The organism is Clostridium sp. ZBS2, assembly GCF_023845855.1.
Lineage (GTDB): Bacteria > Bacillota > Clostridia > Clostridiales > Clostridiaceae > Clostridium > Clostridium aquiflavi.
Genome location: NZ_JAMQIF010000027.1, coordinates 118,889 through 139,010 on the forward strand (window position 1 = coordinate 118,889; position 20,122 = coordinate 139,010).

The 20,122-nt window shown below is 27.7% G+C and carries 16 protein-coding genes and 1 tRNA gene; 5 read left to right on the forward strand and 12 right to left on the reverse strand.

All coding sequences use genetic code 11. The annotated features are described in order from the left end of the window. Positions 1-393 precede the first annotated feature (393 nt). The 4 genes from NG918_RS14875 to NG918_RS14890 form a co-directional block, all read right to left on the reverse strand. Entirely contained in the window at positions 394-915 is a 522-nt protein-coding gene (locus NG918_RS14875; RefSeq protein WP_252226834.1) for a coiled-coil domain-containing protein, read from the reverse strand. 177 nt (positions 916-1,092) lie between these two features. Further along, positions 1,093-2,385, reverse strand: a complete 1,293-nt coding sequence (locus tag NG918_RS14880) for a dicarboxylate/amino acid:cation symporter (RefSeq protein ID WP_252212433.1) — start codon at positions 2,383-2,385, stop codon at positions 1,093-1,095. A gap of 418 nt (positions 2,386-2,803) precedes the next feature. Further along, a complete protein-coding gene (locus NG918_RS14885; RefSeq protein ID WP_252226836.1) occupies positions 2,804-3,760 on the reverse strand; it encodes an SPFH domain-containing protein in 957 nt (318 codons plus the stop codon). Then, positions 3,753-4,196 (reverse strand): NfeD family protein, encoded by a 444-nt coding sequence (locus NG918_RS14890; RefSeq protein ID WP_252226838.1) that lies wholly within the window; start codon positions 4,194-4,196, stop codon positions 3,753-3,755. The genes NG918_RS14885 and NG918_RS14890 overlap by 8 nt, the downstream gene beginning before the upstream one ends. Before the next feature lie 302 nt (positions 4,197-4,498). Here NG918_RS14890 and NG918_RS14895 point away from each other — a divergent pair, with 302 nt between their 5' ends. After that, positions 4,499-6,397, forward strand: a complete 1,899-nt coding sequence (locus NG918_RS14895; protein ID WP_252226840.1) for an NAD(+) synthase — start codon at positions 4,499-4,501, stop codon at positions 6,395-6,397. A gap of 152 nt (positions 6,398-6,549) precedes the next feature. Next, on the forward strand, positions 6,550-7,578 hold the full coding sequence (locus NG918_RS14900) for a branched-chain amino acid aminotransferase (RefSeq protein ID WP_252212437.1): 1,029 nt from the start codon (positions 6,550-6,552) through the stop codon (positions 7,576-7,578). A gap of 269 nt (positions 7,579-7,847) precedes the next feature. On the opposite strand, the gene ymfI is transcribed toward NG918_RS14900, so the two are convergent. The 5 genes from ymfI to NG918_RS17020 all read right to left on the reverse strand — a co-directional run bounded on the left by ymfI (position 7,848) and on the right by NG918_RS17020 (position 12,479). Continuing rightward, positions 7,848-8,606 carry an elongation factor P 5-aminopentanone reductase gene (gene ymfI, locus NG918_RS14905; RefSeq protein WP_286674013.1) on the reverse strand — a complete coding sequence of 253 codons (759 nt, stop codon included), beginning with the start codon at positions 8,604-8,606 and terminating at the stop codon, positions 7,848-7,850. 213 nt (positions 8,607-8,819) lie between these two features. Then, positions 8,820-9,755, reverse strand: coding sequence for a dipeptidase (locus NG918_RS14910; RefSeq protein ID WP_252212439.1), 936 nt, complete (start codon positions 9,753-9,755; stop codon positions 8,820-8,822). Positions 9,756-9,783: 28 nt separating this feature from the next. Beyond that, positions 9,784-10,698 (reverse strand): metallophosphoesterase, encoded by a 915-nt coding sequence (locus tag NG918_RS14915; protein WP_252226843.1) that lies wholly within the window; start codon positions 10,696-10,698, stop codon positions 9,784-9,786. A gap of 290 nt (positions 10,699-10,988) precedes the next feature. Further along, positions 10,989-12,224 carry a serine hydroxymethyltransferase gene (gene glyA, locus NG918_RS14920; RefSeq protein ID WP_252212441.1) on the reverse strand — a complete coding sequence of 412 codons (1,236 nt, stop codon included), beginning with the start codon at positions 12,222-12,224 and terminating at the stop codon, positions 10,989-10,991. A 120-nt stretch (positions 12,225-12,344) separates the two neighbouring features. Continuing rightward, entirely contained in the window at positions 12,345-12,479 is a 135-nt protein-coding gene (locus tag NG918_RS17020) for an ASCH domain-containing protein (protein ID WP_286674014.1), read from the reverse strand. A gap of 271 nt (positions 12,480-12,750) precedes the next feature. On the opposite strand from NG918_RS17020, the gene NG918_RS14925 reads away from it, so the two are divergent. Beyond that, positions 12,751-12,826 (forward strand) — tRNA-Met (locus NG918_RS14925). Positions 12,827-13,076: 250 nt separating this feature from the next. Here NG918_RS14925 and NG918_RS14930 read toward each other — a convergent pair. Next, positions 13,077-13,988 carry a DUF2935 domain-containing protein gene (locus NG918_RS14930; protein WP_252212442.1) on the reverse strand — a complete coding sequence of 304 codons (912 nt, stop codon included), beginning with the start codon at positions 13,986-13,988 and terminating at the stop codon, positions 13,077-13,079. Between the two features lie 281 nt (positions 13,989-14,269). Here NG918_RS14930 and NG918_RS14935 point away from each other — a divergent pair, with 281 nt between their 5' ends. Continuing rightward, the gene (locus NG918_RS14935; protein WP_252212443.1) at positions 14,270-15,133 is read left to right on the forward strand and encodes a hypothetical protein; all 864 of its coding nucleotides are present in this window, start codon (positions 14,270-14,272) and stop codon (positions 15,131-15,133) included. A gap of 66 nt (positions 15,134-15,199) precedes the next feature. On the opposite strand, the gene brnQ is transcribed toward NG918_RS14935, so the two are convergent. Then, positions 15,200-16,513 carry a branched-chain amino acid transport system II carrier protein gene (gene brnQ, locus NG918_RS14940; RefSeq protein WP_252212444.1) on the reverse strand — a complete coding sequence of 438 codons (1,314 nt, stop codon included), beginning with the start codon at positions 16,511-16,513 and terminating at the stop codon, positions 15,200-15,202. 401 nt (positions 16,514-16,914) lie between these two features. Next, a complete protein-coding gene (locus NG918_RS14945) occupies positions 16,915-18,471 on the reverse strand; it encodes an ABC-F family ATP-binding cassette domain-containing protein (RefSeq protein WP_252212445.1) in 1,557 nt (518 codons plus the stop codon). Positions 18,472-18,900: 429 nt separating this feature from the next. Here NG918_RS14945 and NG918_RS14950 point away from each other — a divergent pair, with 429 nt between their 5' ends. Beyond that, positions 18,901-19,893 carry a calcium/sodium antiporter gene (locus tag NG918_RS14950; RefSeq protein ID WP_252226846.1) on the forward strand — a complete coding sequence of 331 codons (993 nt, stop codon included), beginning with the start codon at positions 18,901-18,903 and terminating at the stop codon, positions 19,891-19,893. Positions 19,894-20,122 lie beyond the last annotated feature (229 nt).

Below are 20,122 nucleotides of genomic sequence, written 5' to 3' on the forward strand. Positions count from 1 at the left end.
TGAGACAAGCAGTAAATGTGACAATATTCATTAAGAATTCTCAAAGTCCAATTACAATGCCACTTTACCTATTGCATATATCAACACGCATTTAAAACATATCCTAATTTTAATTTTTTCATTGTTGGTTTTCAGAAAAATTTAAATGTTTTAGAAAATATTAATCACAAAAATAAGTATGAATTAAATAAAATAGGGGCATAATAAAATTAATCCTTATTTATATATAATAAAAATTTAGTCTCTTATAGTTAGTACTATTTACTTGTTAACTTTTTAAAATACTTATAAAAACAAGGGTATAAGAAAATAAAATATACTTTCTTATACCCTGTTTTTCATTATTAGCTCTGTTTTATATAAATGTACTACCAAAACATAACATTTATGTTTTTATTTCTTTCCAAATCTATCAAGTGCATTTTGTAAATTTTCAATTTGTAATTCAAATTGATCTTTTAAATCTGTCACCTCTGTTTTATCAATAATGTCCTCATCTTTTTTATCTTCAATTTTATCTTTAGCTTCATCAACATTATCTTTAAGTTCGTCTAATTTGTCTGTTATTTCATCGAATTTATCCTTTAAGTCTTCACTTTTACCTTCTAGATCGGCTTGATTCAATTTATCTGTTAATTCATCAGCTTTATCTGCGAATTCTTTCATCATTCTTTCTTTGTCTTCATCAAACTCGTCCATTTTATCTGCTATTTCAGATGGAGTATCTCTTAATTTGTCTTTTAATTCTTGAATGTCATCTGAATCAAATATATCATCAACCTTTTCTGAAGATGGTGTTTCATCTTCTGATTGTTTTACAGTCAAAACATAATCATCCTGTAAATTACACCCTATTAGACTAAATCCCAAAATAAAAATTAAACCCATAGATATTATTAAATTTCTTTTTTTCATTTATTCACCTCAAACAAAAACTTATAATTTTCATATGTATTTTACTTATGTATCATATTTTAATACTTTTGTATCTTTTATTCAATGTTTTTAGACTAATCAGTACTAAAAAAAATAAAAACAAGCACCTCAAAATGATTTCATAATCATTTAGAGATACTTTATTTTAACATATATTTATAAAGCTTCTATAATATTTTCATCTATAACTTCGTCTTCATTTTCAAATATTTCTTCATTAAATTCACCTTCTTGTTTTGCTACTATGGTTGTACAAATAGCATCACCTGTAATATTAACAGCAGTTCTAGTCATATCTAATATTCTATCTATGCCCATGATTAAAGCTATACCTTCTACAGGTAAATTTACTGAATTAAATACCATTGATAATGTAATAAGTCCAACACCTGGCACTCCTGCTGTTCCTATAGATGCTAATGTTGCAGTAAGTATTACTGTTATATAGTCATTTATACCAAGATTTATTCCAAATGCTTGTGCTACAAATACAACAGCAACTCCTTGCATTATTGCTGTTCCATCCATATTTATAGTTGCTCCTAACGGTATAGTAAAAGATGAAATTTTCTTAGATACACCAATCTTTTTACTCAGTGTATCTATTGATAAAGGAATAGTCGCATTTGATGTTGCCGTAGAAAATGCGAAACTCATTACTGGTGCAAATTTCTTAAGAAACTTTATAGGGCTAAGATTAGAAAATCCTTTTAGCATTATCATATATGTTCCTAAACATTGTAATGCTAAAGCTAAGAAAACAGCACTCATATACTTTAACATAGGCGTGAATGCATCCCATCCAATAGTTGCAAATGTAGTTGCTATCAAGCAAAAAACTCCTATAGGTGCAACTTCCATAACTATCATTGTCATTTTCATCATTATTTCATTACTTGCCTTAAAGAAATCAGCTACTATTTCTGTTTTTTTCCCTAAAGTAGCTAAAATAATTCCTACCATCATCGCAAAAAATATTATTTGAAGCATATTTCCTTCTGCTAATGCATTTATTGGATTTATTGGAATTATATCTAAAATCACATCAGAAAATGCTTTACTTTCAGCTATAGTTGGTTCAGTTATTTGAATACTAGACATATCAAGACCTATTCCAGGATTTATAAGTTTTCCAACACTAATAGCTATAGTTACAGCAATTGCTGTAGTAGCTATATAAAATGCCATTGTCTTTATACCAACTTTTCCAAGCTTCTTAGTATCACCTATTGCTAAACTACCACATACTAGTGAACAAAACACCAACGGTACTACAAGCATTTGCATTGCCCTTAAGAATCCTTTTCCTAATATCTTAAATACCCCATCAATTAAGATAACATCTCTAATCGTTCCTTTTGGAACAAAGTTATATAAAATTATACCACAGATTGCTCCAAGTATTAACGCAATAAATACCTTTGTAGTCAAACCTAATTTATTTTTCATAAAGTCCCCCCAATCATTTGAAAATGAATTATAAAATTATTTTCTTGCATTTGTTATATTTATATTATATTCTACAGTTCAAAGATTGTCCATATATTTGTGAGTTTATCTACTTATATCATATTAAATTTTATAATAGTATATAATATTTTTTGCAATTTTATGAATAAACTACAATTCACTTATTCATTTTACATACTTTTGACACAATTGAATTTTATTATATAAAATAATTCACATTAAAATCTAAAGTATATATTCTATATCTGAAAACTTATATCTTTTTCTTCAACGCCCCACTTTCCTCATTAAATTCTAAATTAAATCTCTCCGAACTTATATTTGCTCAAATTTTATGTAACCAAAAAGGCATATTAGGTTACAAACCTAATATGCCTAAAATTAATTCTATAAATTTTTAATCATTCTTCTTTTTTGAGAAATCTTTTAATGTATCTGCAATTGCAGCTATACTTCCAAGTGATGATAAAGTTTCATTTGGTAATATAAGCTTATTTGCTGGATTTAACGCCATTTCTTTAAGCGCTTCAACTTGCTTTAAAGCAATGACTGTTTCATTAGTACCAGAATCAATAATCGCAGTATTAACTTTTCTTATAGCTTCTGATTCTGCAATGGCTATTTGTTCAATAGCTTTAGCTTTACCTTCTGCTTCAAGTAATTGAGATTCCTTTAATCCTTCTGCTCTTCTAATATTAGCTTCTTTTTCTGCTTCAGCTTTAAGTATTTGAGATTGCTTTTCTCCTTCTGCCTTTTCTATTTGAGATTGTCTAAGACCTTCTGCTTGAAGTATCATAGCTCTCTTGTCTCTTTCAGCTCTCATTTGCTTTTCCATAGCTTGTTGAATTTCAGCAGGTGGTATAATATTCTTTATTTCAACACTTAAAATCTTTATACCATATGCATCAGTAACTTCATCTATTATACTTAAAAGGTTTTGATTTATTGAATCTCTACCACTTAATATTTCATCTAAACTCATATTACCTAAAATATTTCTTATGTTTGTTGTTGCTGAATAAACTATACCTGCTGTGTAATCCTCTATGTTGTATACTGCGTCTTTAGCATTTAACATTTTAAAGAATATTACGTTATCAACTGAAATTTTTACATTGTCTTTAGTAATAACTGATTGTGGTGGTACATCTAAAATTTGTTGTTTTGTTGAAACTTTTCTTCTAACAAAATCAACAAAAGGTATTAAGAAATGCCATCCCGGTTCCAATACTCTACTGAATTGTCCAAATCTTTCTACAATACATAAATACCCTGTATTTACTACTTTTATTGACGAAAATATTGTAAATATTATAAATATTAATATTAGTGGTGTTCCTATAAGTCTAAACATTTTTATTTTCCCCCTCTAACTTTTTAATTTTAAATTTTGTGCCATCAATGCTTGTAATAATGAACCTTTCGCCTGCCTGAATATTCTGCCCTTCATTAACTACAGTCCAATATATTCCATTGATTTTTAAGGTTGCTTTTTGGTCTATATTTTCTTCTGCTGTTATAACTTTGCCTATATATGTCTCTTCCATAAGCGGTATTCTATGTTCTGAGTTTTTATATTTCTTTCTTATCCATGGATATCCTATTGATATTGATATTATTCCTACTATTAAAAATATTATTACTTGCAACAAAAAAGTAGCTTTCAATCCAGCTGCAAAAATTGCTGTAAGTGCTCCTATGGAAAACCATACAAATAAAAAACTGCTGGTAAAAACATCAATCACAAATGCTGCAACCGCAATCACAATCCAGAAGATTATACTTCCCATCACCTTCACCCCTTTTCTTTTATTTCCTAAATTTCTTAATATTAGTATACCATTAATTAATATGCAACAATTAATTATTTAAGATAACTCTATTATACAGTATTAATTACTTTATTACAACATATTTCTTATCTTTTAAACAATTATTTACCATCCCTTACTTTTCTTTAAAATACCATATATACTATTATCGAACATATTCCAATTGATTTTATATAATTTTCAGCATATTATGATTATATATACAAATGCTATTTGGTTATACTAAAAGCATATACTAAAAAAATTGGAGTTGATCTAATATGGATTTTATAAAAATTGCATCCGCATGTCCAAAAACTAAAGTTGGAGATATCAATTATAATATATCTAATATTTTGAAATGTATAGATGATGCTAAAAGTAATAATAGTAAATTTATAGTTTTTCCAGAACTTTGTGTAACTTCATATACATGTGGAGATTTATTCTTAAATGATACTTTATTAAACAAATCAATAACTGGAATAAATCAAATATTAAATGCTACAGAAAATTGTGATATGTTAATTGCGCTTGGAGCACCACTACTTATAAATAGTGTGCTTTATAATTGTGCCTATTTGCTTTTCAAAGGTAAAATATTAGGTATAGTTCCTAAATCATATATACCCAACTATAGTGAATTTTATGAAAAAAGATGGTTTACAGAAGGACTTTCTTTAGAAACGCAAGAAATAGATTTACCTATTCAAAAAAATGTACCTTTCGGAACAAATCTCATCTTTTCTTCTCAAATAGCTAATTTCGGAGTTGAAATATGTGAAGACTTATGGGTAACTATACCTCCTAGTTCATACCTCTCTTTATTAGGTGCACATATAATAGGAAATTTATCTGCTTCAAATGAATTAGTAAGCAAAAAAGATTATAGAAAAAGTCTTGTTTCAAATCAAAGTGCTAGATGTCTTTGTAGTTATGTATATTCTTCTGCCGGAGTGCATGAATCCTCTACAGATTTATTATTCAGTGGACATTTAATGATAAGTGAAAATGGTTCTATTTTAAAAGAAAATGAAAGATTCCAAAGAGAAAATGAAGTTATTTACTCTTGTGTAGATATTTTTAAACTTAAATCTGAAAGACTAAAAAACCTTAGCTTTAGAGATGCTACTAAATTCACAGGAAAAAAACCTCATATAATAAACTTTAAATTTGGCTGTACTAATATTAGTCACTTTGACAGATTTATAGATAAACATCCATTTGTACCATCATCTAAAATAGAGCGTGAAGAAAGATGTAAGGAAATATTTAATATCCAAAGTGCTGCTTTAGCTAAAAGATTTGAACATACAAGTTCTAAAAAAGCTGTAATTGGAATATCTGGAGGATTAGACTCTACCCTTGCACTTCTTGTTATAGTTAAAACATTCGAACTACTTAACTTAGATAAAAGTAATATAGTTACTATAACAATGCCTGGTTTTGGAACAACAAATAGAACTTATAACAATGCATTAACTTTATGCAAAGAATTAAATTGTGATTTAAGGGAAATAAATATAGTAGATGCTTCTCTTCAACATTTTAAAGACATAGGACATGATAAAAATATTCATGACGTTACTTATGAAAATGTTCAAGCAAGAGAAAGAACTCAAATTTTAATGGATTTAGCTAATAAAGAACAAGGTCTTTTAATAGGAACTGGTGATTTATCCGAGCTAGCCCTTGGATGGTGTACTTATAACGGTGATCACATGTCAATGTATTCAGTAAATCCATCTATACCAAAAACATTAGTTAGATATTTGGTTAGATATGTTGCTGAAAAGGAATCTAACGCAGAAGTTAGTAAAACACTTATTGATATCTTAGATACTCCTGTAAGTCCAGAATTACTTCCTAAAGATGCAAATGGAGAAATTTCGCAAAAGACTGAAGATATAGTAGGACCTTACGAACTTCATGATTTCTTCCTATATAACTTTATAAAGCATGGATCATCAAAAGATAGAATTTTATTTTTGGCTAAAGAAGCATTTAAAGATGATTATAGTGATGAAGAAATTGAAAAATGGCTTAATAAATTTATGTGGAAATTTTTCACTCAACAATTTAAAAGAAGCGCTTTACCAGATGGTCCAAAGGTGGGAAGTATCTCTTTAAGTCCTAGAGGAGATTGGAGAATGCCTTCAGATGCAGAACCTTGGAAATAATTATAAATTAATCAATATTTTTATAATTATGTTATTAATCTAGTAATAAATAGAGACTTTTTATGCTTAACTATAGAAATTTTGTTTTAGTAGTGTTAGAATAAAATGTATTAAATAAAGGCAATAAGCCTATAGATATGGAGGAATGTACAATGGGGAAAAAAGTTGATATGGATTGGGGTAAACTAGGATTTAGTTACATAAAAACAGATTATCGTTATATTTCAACTTGGAAAGATGGTAAATGGGATGATGGTAAGCTTGTAGAAGATAATATGCTTAAAATGAGTGAAGCTTCTACTGTTCTTCATTATGGTCAAAGTTCTTTTGAAGGATTAAAAGCTTATACAACAAAAGAAGGGAAAATACAATTATTCAGACCTAATAGAAATGCTGCTCGTATGAATGAAAGTTGTGATAAACTTCTTATGCCAAATATTCCTGAAGAAAAATTTATAGACGCATGTATGCAAGTTGTTAAAGCTAACGAACATTTTGTTCCACCATACGGTACTGGTGCAACTTTATATATTAGACCTGTTATAATGGGAGTTGGAGATAATATCGGCGTAAAGCCAGCATCTGAATATATTTTTACAGTATTTTGTATGCCAGTAGGACCTTACTTCTCTGGTGGATTAAAACCTTGTAACTTTATCGTTCAAGATGAATTTGATAGAGCCGCTCCACACGGTACTGGAAAACAAAAAGTTGGTGGTAATTATGCAGCCTCTCTTGAAGCTCATAAAAAAGCTACCGATGCTGGATATGCAGATTGTATTTATTTAGATCCTACTACCCACACAAAAATCGATGAAGTTGGGGCTGCAAACTTTATAGGAATAACTAAAAATAATGAATTTGTAACACCTAAATCTTCATCAATATTACCTAGTATAACAAAATATTCTTTACTTTATATAGCTGAACATTATTTAAATATGCCAGTATATGAAAGAGAAGTTTTTGTTGATCAATTAGATGAATTTGCAGAAGCTGGTGCTTGTGGTACTGCTGCTGTAATAACTCCAATTGGGGCTATAGATTATAACAGAAAGAGATTTGTGTTCCATAGCGAAACTGAAGTTGGACCTACAATAAAGAAATTATATGAAATACTTTCTGGAATCCAAACAGGTGATGTAGAAGCTCCTGAAGGATGGATATACGAAGTTAAATAGATTTTTAATTTATACTATATTTTAAACAAGTTTTAATATTATAGCATAAAACTTTTAAAGTAAAGAAGCTTACTTTTAAAAAAGTAAAATTAAAATAAAAAGCAAGGTATCCTAAAAAAATATTAATTAAAATATTTTTATCTACCTTGCTTTTTATACTATTTAATTTATACTTTCCAGTATTTATCATTTTAGTATTCCTAAGTTCAATTACTTAGTCCACTTTACTTATGCATATATCAATGCACTTTTAAAACACAGCCCATTATTTAAATATATCCACCATCAGCTCTTATAATTTGACCTGTTATATAAGAAGAATCATCACTACATAAAAATGAAACTATTTTTCCAATTTCATTTGCATTTCCAAATCTCATCATTGGAATTTCTTCCTCTAATGCTTTTTTATCATCACCTTGTAAAAAAGCATTCATTTGTGTATCTATAACTCCTGGTGCAACACAATTTACCCTTATATTAGATGCTGCTACTTCTTTTGCTAAGGATTTCGTAAATAGATTTATTCCACCTTTTGTAGTAGAATAAACCACTTCACACGAAGCTCCCACTTCCCCCCACATAGATGAAATATTTACGATTGATCCATATTGTCTTGATATCATATCTTTAATAACATGTTTCGTTAAATACATAGCTCCTATTAAATTTGTATTTAATAAATTATCAATATCTTCCTTAGTTAAATCCATAAATAATCCTATATTACTTTTTCCTGCATTATTAATTAATATATCTACTTTCCCAAACTTCTCTATAGTATGTTGTACTAACTTTTCACTTTCTTCATAAGAAGATATATCACACTTATATACTGCACCATATCCACTAACATCTTTTATTTCTTGCAGTGTTTCATTTGCACCATCATCATCTTTAGAATAATTTATAATAACGCTTGCGCCTTCTTTTGCCAATTCTACAGCAATTCCCCTTCCAATCCCTCTTGAAGAACCAGTCACGATTGCTATTTTCCCAACTAATTTTCCCACGTTTTTTCTCCTCATCTTATCTATTTTAATACTCAGTATATTATTTTTAAAATTATCAATTTATTCAATCGTATTTTAATTATAGCCCTATATTTTTAATATGTGTAATATAATCAGTAAGTAAAATAGTTTTGCAATTTTAATATTCTTAGATTTAATTACTATAATCTACTCAATTTTACTTATACATCTATTCACACCTTCCCAAAACATCTTCTAATATAAAGTCTATTTTAACACCTCATTAAAAACTCTTTTAACATTTTTGTAGAAGATTTTTTCTACATCATTTTCTGTAAATCCATTTTTCTTAAGCACATCATATAGCTTATAAAACTCTGAGCAATTTTGTATTTCAACCTCATTATCTATTCCATCAAAATCACTACCAAGAGCTATAACATCGATTCCTCCAATATTTCTTATATGCTTTATATGCGTTAGCATTTCTTCTATAGAAGATATTTCTTCATTGCCTAAAAAACTAGAGCAAAAATTTATTCCCATTACTCCACCTTTATCTGACAATAATTTTATCATTTCATCAGTAAGATTTCTAGGATGATTAGTTATTGCACGTGAATTAGAGTGTGATGCTATAAAAGGTTTCTTACATAATTTAACCAAATCATAAAATCCACCATCAGATAAATGCGATACATCTGGTATAATACCTAAAATCTCCATCTCTTGTAATATATCTTTACCTAAAGATGTTAATCCATTTTCTTTAAAAATATAGTTTGCATTTGGGTATCCAAGCTTATTTTCATAATTCCAAGTGATTGTAATTATTCTAATTCCCATTCTATAAACTTCTCTTAACTTTTCAACATCACCTTCTATTACTTCCCCTTCTTCTATAGATAAAAATGCTCCTATTTTATTTTTTCTATTACATTCATCTAACTCTTTTATATTAGTTACAATTTCTATTTTATTTGAATTGTTATCTAATTCAAGTTTAAAGTTATTATAAAGCTTTAAAAACTCTTCAAAAGGAGTTTTAGTAATGTCTTGATCTATAAAAAAAGCAAATACTTGTGCTAAAGCCTCTCCTTTTTTTAATTTATCTAAAGTAACCTTACAAACATCATTTTTTATGTTTAATTTATCATAGTATATTTTACTTGCAGTATCACAATGTAAATCAATAAAATTCATTTATTTTTCCTCCAAAATTTATTTCATTTTATAATCTTTTTGCATAATCTAAATATTTTTCAATTTTCTCTGGTCCCCCTATTATGCTTCTCTTTATATATAAACTATTTTTTTCATCAACTTCTACACTCCATTTTATCAAATATATTTGACCCTCTACTATTTCAATTGTAGTTATTGTTGACGGAAATACACAACATCCATCATTAAAATAAAGACCCTTTCCCGCTTCTGGAAAAACATCATGATGGGTATGTCCACAAATAAGCATTCTTTTTTCTTTTCTTGCTGTTCTCTCTAAAATTTCATCAATTTTACTTCCTTTTCCATAGTTGTTAGCCGGACTCACTGGAGCCTTAAAGCCTGCAAAGCCTTCTAATATTCTCCAAACATATCTAACTAAAAATCTACTTATTTTCCATAACTCACAATTCATAAAATCTACTTGATGACCATGAAAAACTAATATATCTTTGTTCGTTGGAGTATATCTCAAAACAAGGCCTTCATGAAATTGTATATTATTATAAAGTTTAACTAACTCTTTACCAAAATTATATCCTATTTGAGCAAGTAATTTTTCTTGCTTAGGTATAAAATTAGGTTTAGCTTTTACCATATCATGATTACCATAAAGTAAATATAATCTTTTTTTAGCATTAAATTTATTTAATATTTTAAATATATCATCATAATTATAAGCTATATCTATGCAATTCTTATTTTTCCATAATTCATCCCCATCACCTATTTCAATTAAGTTAAAGTCATCCTTCAAATAATATCCAAGAGCTGCTTTGTATATATTTTTATTAGGCCTTAATGAATCCGCATTTCCACCATCACCTCTATGCATATCGCTTATAAAAACTATTTTAGAATTTTTATCAAATTCTAATACTGGACTATCTTTTGATATTCTCTTAATAAATTTACCATTCATTATAAAACCCTATTTAAAATTAATTCTATCTATTATATGCATTTATTAAATGTGTGGTTAATTATATAAGGTTCTGTTTTAAATATGTGTTGATATATATAATAGGTAAAGTGGCATTGTAATTGGACTATACTCATCTTAGCATTCCTAAGTTCAATTACTCAGTCCATTTTGCTTATGTATATATCAACACTCTACTAAAACACAGCCTTACATGAAAAAAAGCTGTTCAAAACAGAAATTATATTTCTATTTTGAGACAGCTTATCTTAAATAATTAAATTCAATTATTATTTATATAGAGGATACTTTTCACATAAAGCTTTTACTCTTTGCTTATATTGTTCTAAGTCTTTATCTCTATTAATTATTGTTTCATTGATTATATCTGCTATTTCTTCCATATCTTTTCTTTCAAATCCTCTAGTTGTAATAGCAGCTGTACCTATTCTAACTCCTGAAGTTACAAAAGGACTTCTAGTTTCATTTGGTACTGTATTTTTGTTAAGAGTAATTCCTACTTCATCTAATAATTTTTCAGCATCTTTTCCTGTAATATCTTTGTTATTTAAATCTACAAGAATTAAATGATTATCTGTTCCATTAGATACTAGCTTAAATCCTCTTTTTACTAGTTGTTCACCTAGCTCTTTACAGTTTTCTACAACGCTTGCCATATATTCTTTAAAACTTGGATCTAAAGCTTCCTTAAAGCATACTGCTTTCGCTGCTATAATATGCATTAATGGACCGCCTTGCATTCCTGGGAATATATTTTTATCTAAGTCCTTAGCGTATTTTTCCTTACAAAGTATTAATCCGCCTCTTGGACCTCTTAAAGTTTTATGTGTTGTAGATGTAACGAAATCTGCATATGGTACTGGTGATGGATGTAATCCTGCTGCTACAAGTCCAGCAATATGAGCCATATCAACCATTAAGTATGCTCCAATTTCATCACAAATTTCTCTAAACTTCTTAAAATCTATTATTCTTGAATATGCACTTGCACCTGCAACTATTAACTTAGGTTTGTGCTTTATAGCCAATTCTCTTACTACATCATAATTTATTTCTTCAGTATCCTTATCTACTCCATATGATACAAAGTTAAATAATTTTCCTGAAAAATTAACTGGTGAACCATGAGTTAAATGACCTCCATGGCTTAAATCCATACCTAATACAGTATCCCCATGTTCTAAAATTGTAAAATAAACAGCCATATTAGCTTGTGAACCAGAATGTGGTTGAACATTTGCATGTTCTGCTCCAAATAACTCCTTAGCTCTTTCACGTGCTATTTCTTCAACGCCATCTACTACATAACATCCACCATAGTATCTCTTACCTGGATATCCTTCAGCATATTTATTTGTTAAATAGGAACCCATAGCCTCCATTACAGCTTCACTTGCGACATTTTCTGAAGCTATTAACTCAATTCCATTTTGTTGTCTTTCTAATTCTTTTTCAATTAAAGCATAAATTTCATTATCTTCTCTGCTTATGTGTTCAAAATTCATTTTATCACCCCAATATTTTTTTACAAAGTTTTCTTATAATTTAGCATATTTTAGTATGTTAAATTATTATTATATTAAATTATAAGTTCTCCGACCAAATTTATCAACTATTTTTTTCTTTTAATTATAAATTACTTCAAATTCTTCACAAACTACCAACATATCTTCTGCAAATTCCTTATTAAAATCTTTTAATTCCCTATTAAAAAAATCAATATGTCCATTTCTCGAATTAAGTTCAAATATTCTTTTCACATTTTATTTATGCTACTGTGTTCATTACTCATAATTCTTCCCCCAAACAATACTTATTATTTAAATACTACTATATAATTATATTTAATATAAAATTAAAAATCATATTTTTATATCTGGAGCATATCATAGCATTTGATGTAATCTACTACCCTAAGAGACCTCATTAACTTTCAAGTCATAATATGACATTATTCTTCTTTGACATCATATATTAATAAAGGTATACTAAGTACATAAGTTAGCTAAGGCGACTTACAAAATATAATATCGCGGGATGGAGCAGCTGGTAGCTCGTTGGGCTCATAACCCAAAGGTCGTAGGTTCAAGTCCTGCTCCCGCAACCATAAAAAAACAAACTCTTATAGTTATTATAAGAGTTTGTTTTTTACATACAATTTCTTTATTTTATAGTCTCATATTCATTATTTAGTAATATTTTTTACATAATCTATCCTTATTCCTTTCTATTATTGGAATATATTTAAAATAAAAAAAATAAGGAGCTATTATAATAAAAATAGAGCTAGTTTTAATACTAACTCTTTTTAATAATTATGCTATTTAGAATTCTCAACATTTATATTCCATGGATAGTTAGTTTTTATGATTCTTTAAAATTCTTATATAATGATTAGCTTCTCTTAGTACATGATCAGCAAGAAGTGGTAATATTATAGATTTTATTTTACATTCAATTATCCCTTCCGTACCTGCTTTCTTAAAATCTCTTAATCTAATTGTTTCTAATAATGTATCATTTATGCATGTGCTCATTGACATATCAGTTATATTTCCTGATTTTTCAATTAAATCACTATATTCTTTTGCAAACTTACTTGAAGTGTTTATTAATTCATCCTCGCTAGGATCAAGTAATCCTCTAATAAACAAAGCATGTTCCATCATAATCTGATCCCAAAACAATTGAACTTCTCCAATATCCCCTTTACCAATATCCTCTTCATTCTCAAGCGCACATATATATGAATGATATAACTTAGCTTCATGTATTATATGTTGAATAAGTAAAGGATAATTTAATGTAAATAATTCACAATTCAACATTTTTTCTAATACTTTCATTTTAAAGTCTATAAGACCATTAAGTAACTTTATAGCCCTATTATTAAGTTTTTTCACACAATTTACTGTTCTACTATCAATATGTTTTTTATTTTCACACTTCAATTCTTTCTCCATTTCGGTTATCTTAGAATTTATATTTATTCCTGTATAATACTGTGTCTTTTTTTCTGTACTTAAAGTATAATCAGTAAAAATTTCTCCAGAATCTATTACAAATTCTCTAACTCTTCCATCGCTTAGCTTAACTGTATCTAATAAAAGCTTTTCAAACTCCATTTTATAATTTTCAGCTTCCTTAGAAAATTTAGTGTTTTTAGGTGTAAATCCCGCCTCTAAAAACAAAGAATGTTCCTTCATAATTCGTCCAAAAAAAAGATGTAATTCTAATGATAAAGTGACATACTTTTGACTACTTAGCATAGTTTTCCTCCAAAAAAATTTTATTATATTATACTCTTAAGGAAACCTTTTTGTTCATCTTATCCTAATTAGTTCTCCATAGAATAGTTTTATTTTATATACTCAATCCATCTATTTTCTAAATCTTTTTCCGTAATTCCAAAAATATTTTCATAATCACTAGATGACTTTAAATCTTTAAGATAATTCCCTAAATTATAAGCACAACTTTTCACTTAAAATATGTTATAATTCATAATACAAACTAATACTTTATTGGTACTAACTCAAGGAGATAAACTATGCGAATAATATCAGAAAATAACTTATGTGAAAACAGACCTTATATTAATTTAAAAAAGCTATCAGTAAAAACCTCACTAAGAGTAGCTTCAGCTGATGGACTTGGCTTTAAAGGCACTTATATAATAAACCAACATACTCAATCTTTATCTAAAAATAATAATTACACTTCAGAATATAATAAAGGCATTGAAAAAATAACATTTTATACAGAAAATTTACACGAAATGTTATTAGTTGAAGTTAATTACTCATTTAGAAGTGATGCTTCTTCTGCTAAATTTAAAGTTTATGTTATTTTAAATAATATTAAATATGCCTTACCATTTAATTATTTTGAAGATGTTTATGTAAATTGTATGGATATATTAAATAAAGAATTAAGTGATAATGAAAATTTAATTTACATAAAAGAAGGCTTTAATAATTTAAAAAAGGAAGAGATATTAGTAGATCTTAAATTAAATTTAGAAAGATTATTGGAATTTAAAGATAAAGTTAATTACAAAAGAAATGTTAATTATTTTGTAATTAATAATATAACTTCATCTATTTCAAAATATGATATAAATAATAAAAATAATAAAATAGAAATAAATGATAGAGTGAAAGTTCTTAGACATGACTATAAAACTAGGCTTTATAACTTTGTAAATCCTAGTGATAATAGTAATACAGTGATTTTGAATGAAACTGATATAATTTGTGATTTAGGTGATGAAAATAACTTCCCAACTGTTAGTATATATACTAAATATGGTCTTGGGAAATTATTAGACATTAAGAATAATGTTATTCCAACAAATAATACATTATCATTATTTGCTAATCTATTAGATTTAGGATTAAATGTTCTTAATTAGTTTTAAATAATATAAGACTAAAAAACACTTGCTCTCCCTAAGAAGAGTGCAAGTGAAATACTTATTCTAATCTTTGTTGATGTTCAATTTCTCATATCCTACTTTATTAAAGATTTTTTCATTGAAACTACTAATTATATTACTAATAATACCTCCTATTATTGCAGGTATAATCCAATTGAATCCTAAACTAGCAAAAGGAAGGCTATGTATAAAACTTATTTTAACCCCTAAACCATCAATAACAGTAATAATACTTATAACTAAAGTTGCATATGCTGCACCCTTATAAGTAGAATTCTTAATAAATCTATTTTTAAAAGATGCCATTAAAACTAATACAAGAGTTACTGGATAAAGTACAGTTAATATAGGCGCAGCTATAGATATTATTCTATTAACACCTAAATTAGAAATAATAGCACTAAACACGCAAATAAATACCACTATATTTTCATATTTAATTTTTTTATTAGTAACATCTTCAAAATATTTAGCAGTGACAGATGTTAAGCCTATTGACGTAGTAAGACAAGCAAAAGCAACAACTAAACTTAATATAATTGCACCTTTGTCTCCTAATAATTGTTTTGTTATACTAATTAATAATGTAGTTTGAGATATATTCGCATCATACACATTAGATACAGTAGCTCCTAAGTATGTTAAACCACCATACACTATTATAAGTCCACTCCCTGCAACTACAGAGGCTTTTGCAGTAAGCTTTACAATTTCATTTTTGTCTTTATATCCTTTTGATAAAAATGTTGCCATAATAAATGCAGCAATTCCTCCTGCCCCAAGCGCATCCATAGTTTGATATCCTTGAGCAAGTCCATTTGAAAATAACACTTCTAAGTCAATAGCATTACTTAGTTTACCTAAAGGTGAAACTACTCCTTTTACTATTAATATGGCTAAAGCAATTAAAAGCATAGGCGTTAAAAATTTTCCTATAACATCTACAACCTTAGTTGGCTTTACGGTTAAAATAAGTGTCAAGCCAAAAAATAAAATTGAAAATATAATAGGATTAACAGAATTAAATACTGGATTAATACTCATTTCTAAAGTTGTTGCACCAGTTCTCGGAATAATAAGAATTGGACCTAGACAAAGCATTATAATAAATTCTAACCAAAACCCAAATTTCTTGCCTGCTCTCCCTAAAATTGCTTGATAAGAACCCGCCTTTGCAATTGCATTAATTGATAATAATATCATACCAACATCTGAAATGATAAATCCTAAGAAACTTATCACCCATCCATTCCCCGAGGCCATTCCTATATATGGTGGAAATATTAAATTTCCTGCTCCAAAAAACATTGAAAATATTGCAAAACCAATAATAATAATATCTGTATTTTTTCTCATAAACATCCCTCTTCCACTTTTATATAGAACAAAATCGCCAAGGCGACTTTAGAGCCGTCGATTTTTTTAGCCATACACCCTTTCCAAACACAGTGCAGGAATAATGGTGTGGCATATGATTATTTTTTATTCTTTAGGGGTACTCATCATACTTTTACAATACAGCCTCCTTAAAGTTATCCACAAATTCTTTAGTAATATAAATTCCTAAAGAATAAAAAAACCACATAGCATCAATCTATGTGGCTTATAACGAATTAATTTACATAACAAGTTAAGCTTATATTAGTCATCATAAAAAGCTTCTTAATAATTCACATTTATATTATATCATCTTGTATTATATATAGCTAATAAGGCTTTGTCAACTATAGGTATTAATTCTTTAAATTGTCAAATTATTATACTATTTTAGTAGTCCAATCCTCACAATTCCAAACTTCAGTAATAACATCTCTATAGAATTCTGGTTCATGGGATACTAATAATATTGAACCTTTATATTCTTTTAATGCTCTTTTTAATTCTTCTTTAGCTTCCACATCTAAGTGATTTGTAGGTTCGTCTAAAATTAATATATTTGTTTCATTATTTAATATTTTGCATAATCTAACCTTTGCAGCTTCTCCACCTGATAAAACTCTTATTTGAGATTCTAATTGTTTTGTTGTAAGTCCACATTTAGCAAGTGCTGCTCTTATTTGATATTGAGTAAATCCAGGGAATTCTTGCCAAACTTCGTCTATACATGTATTTCTATTATCAGTTCTATCTTCTTGTTCAAAGTACCCTATGTATTGGTAATCACCTAAATTAGCTTCTCCACTTAATGGTTTTACAATTCCAAGTAAACTTTTTAAAAGTGTTGATTTACCAAGTCCATTAGCTCCAACTAGTGCAATCTTTTGTCCTCTTTCCATATATAAGTTTAATGGTTTTGTAAGAGGTGAATCATATCCTATAACTAAATCTTTAGTTTCAAAAATAACTTTACCTGAAGCTCTAGCAGCTTTAAAGTTAAATTCTGGCTTTGGTTTTTCTTTTGATAATTCAATTACATCCATTTTATCTAATTTCTTTTGTCTAGATTTAGCCATATTGGCAGTAGCAACATTAGCTTTATTTCTAGCAACGAAATCTTCTAATCTCGCTATTTCTTTTTGTTGTTTTTCATATGCAGCTTCTAACTTTCTCTTATTTTCTTCATAAAGTCTTTGGAATTCATCATAATCTCCAACGTATCTAGTTAATTTTCTATCCTCCACATGATAAATTAAATTAACTACAGAATTTAAGAATGGAATATCATGTGAAATTAATATAAAAGCATTTTCATAGTTTAACAGATATCTCTTAAGCCATTCTATATGTTCCTCATCAAGGTAGTTAGTAGGCTCATCTAAAAGTAATATGTCTGGTGTTTCTAATAATAATTTTCCTAAAAGTATCTTAGTTCTTTGTCCTCCTGATAAATCATCTACATCTCTATCAAGTCCTAAATCTAAAAGACCAAGACCTTTTGCAACTTCCTCTACTTTTGGATCAATAACATAGAATCCATTATGATCAAGCATATCTTGAATTACAGCAGTTCTTTCAAGCATTTTATTTAATTCATCTTCAGTACAATCACCCATTTTTTCATATAATGAGTTCATTTCAGTTTCTAAATCAAAAAGATATTTAAATGCATCTCTTAATGCATCTCTTATAGTTTGCCCTTTAGTTAATGCTGCATGTTGATCCATATATCCAACTCTAACATTATTTGACCAACTTACTTTACCTTCATCTGGTTGAAGTTTTCCTGTTACTATATTCATGAAAGTTGATTTACCTTCACCATTAGCACCAATAAGTCCAACGTGTTCTCCTTTTAATAATCTAAATGATACATCTTCAAATATAGCTCTATCTCCAAAGCCATGATTCATTTCTTTTACAATAAGTACGCTCATTTATCTTTAATTACTGAAAATTTATAAAAGCTTTTGCCTATGTTTTAAATATGTATTGGTATGTAAAATATGTAGAGTTAAATTAAAACATAACCTTTATTTTAATTTGTTCTTTTATAATGTTACCTGATTTTCAGTAACTTTCTCCTTCCTTATTTATTAAGTATTCAATTTATACTTAACGCTGTAACTTGCGTTTTATTTTAGTTATCCAAATTAACATCTTTAAATAGTTTAAGTGATACAAACCCTCTATGTCAAAGGAAATTATATTTATTATATAAATATAACTTTTTATATAACTAAAAACAGTGTGTATTTAAACAAAATTTTTATGTATTTAAAATCTATAAAAAAATAAAATGTTGATATATCAATGATGCATGTATTACAATATAACTATTTATATGAAGAGAAAGGAACAAAAGAATGAATTATATTATATTGTTAATTGGCTTTGTCTTATTAATAAAAGGCGCCGATATTTTTGTAGATGGTGCTTCAGTAATAGCTAAAAAATTAGGAATACCAGCAGTTATAGTAGGACTTACTATTGTATCTATAGGGACAAGCGCTCCAGAGCTTGCCGTAAGCTTAATTTCAAGTCTTAATGGCAGTAATGAAATTGCAATTGGAAATGTTATTGGATCTAACATTTTTAATACGCTTATGGTACTAGGGACTACTGCTATAGTTTTACCCCTTATAATTAAGAAAGCAACAGTAAAAAATGACTTTTTAGTAAACACTTTAGTGACTATATTACTATTTTTATTTACATTTGATAGTTTGTTTATGTCTGACACTAATATAATATCTAGATTAGATGGATTTATCTTAATTTTAATATGCATATTTTATGTTGTAGTTTTAATAAAGAAATCAAAAAAAATGCCTAATGAAGATCTAAAAGAAAATGCTAATGAATTGAAAAACTCTTTAGTAGATTTCAATGTTAATGTTAATATTTTACACAAAGTAATATTTATGATAATAGGTGTTGCTGGTATAGTTATCGGAGGAAATCTAGTTGTAGATTCAGCTACCAATATAGCGTATTCGCTTGGAATGAGTGAAAAGTTAGTTGGATTAACTATAGTAGCTGCTGGTACATCACTTCCTGAACTTGTAACATCTATTGTAGCAGCATTAAAAGGTGAAAATGATATAGCACTGGGTAATGTCTTAGGTTCAAATATATTTAATATATTGCTTATACTAGGTTTATCATCATTAATAAGCCCTATTCATGTTTCACAAGTTTTAATAACGGATTTTATTTACTTAATAGTTATTAACTTATTACTGGTAGGATTAGTTTTCTTTAACAAAGCAAAAGAAAAAAAATTAACAAGAATTGAAGGATTTTTATTAGTAGGATTATACATAAGTTATATGGCTTACATAATAATAAGAAATTAAAATAAAAAGTTCATGTTTTCTAAATGTTATGTTAGAATCATGGACTTTATTTTTTATCAACTATGTTTCAAATATTTGTTGATATATGCAATAGGTACAGTGGCATTGTAATTAGACTTTGAGAATAGTTAAGTGAGAATCAGAATTTTATATTCTGTCCATCGAACTTACTCAGCGAACATATAGGAGTCGAGCTTCCTCTTTTAATTCACATTTACTGCTTGTCTCA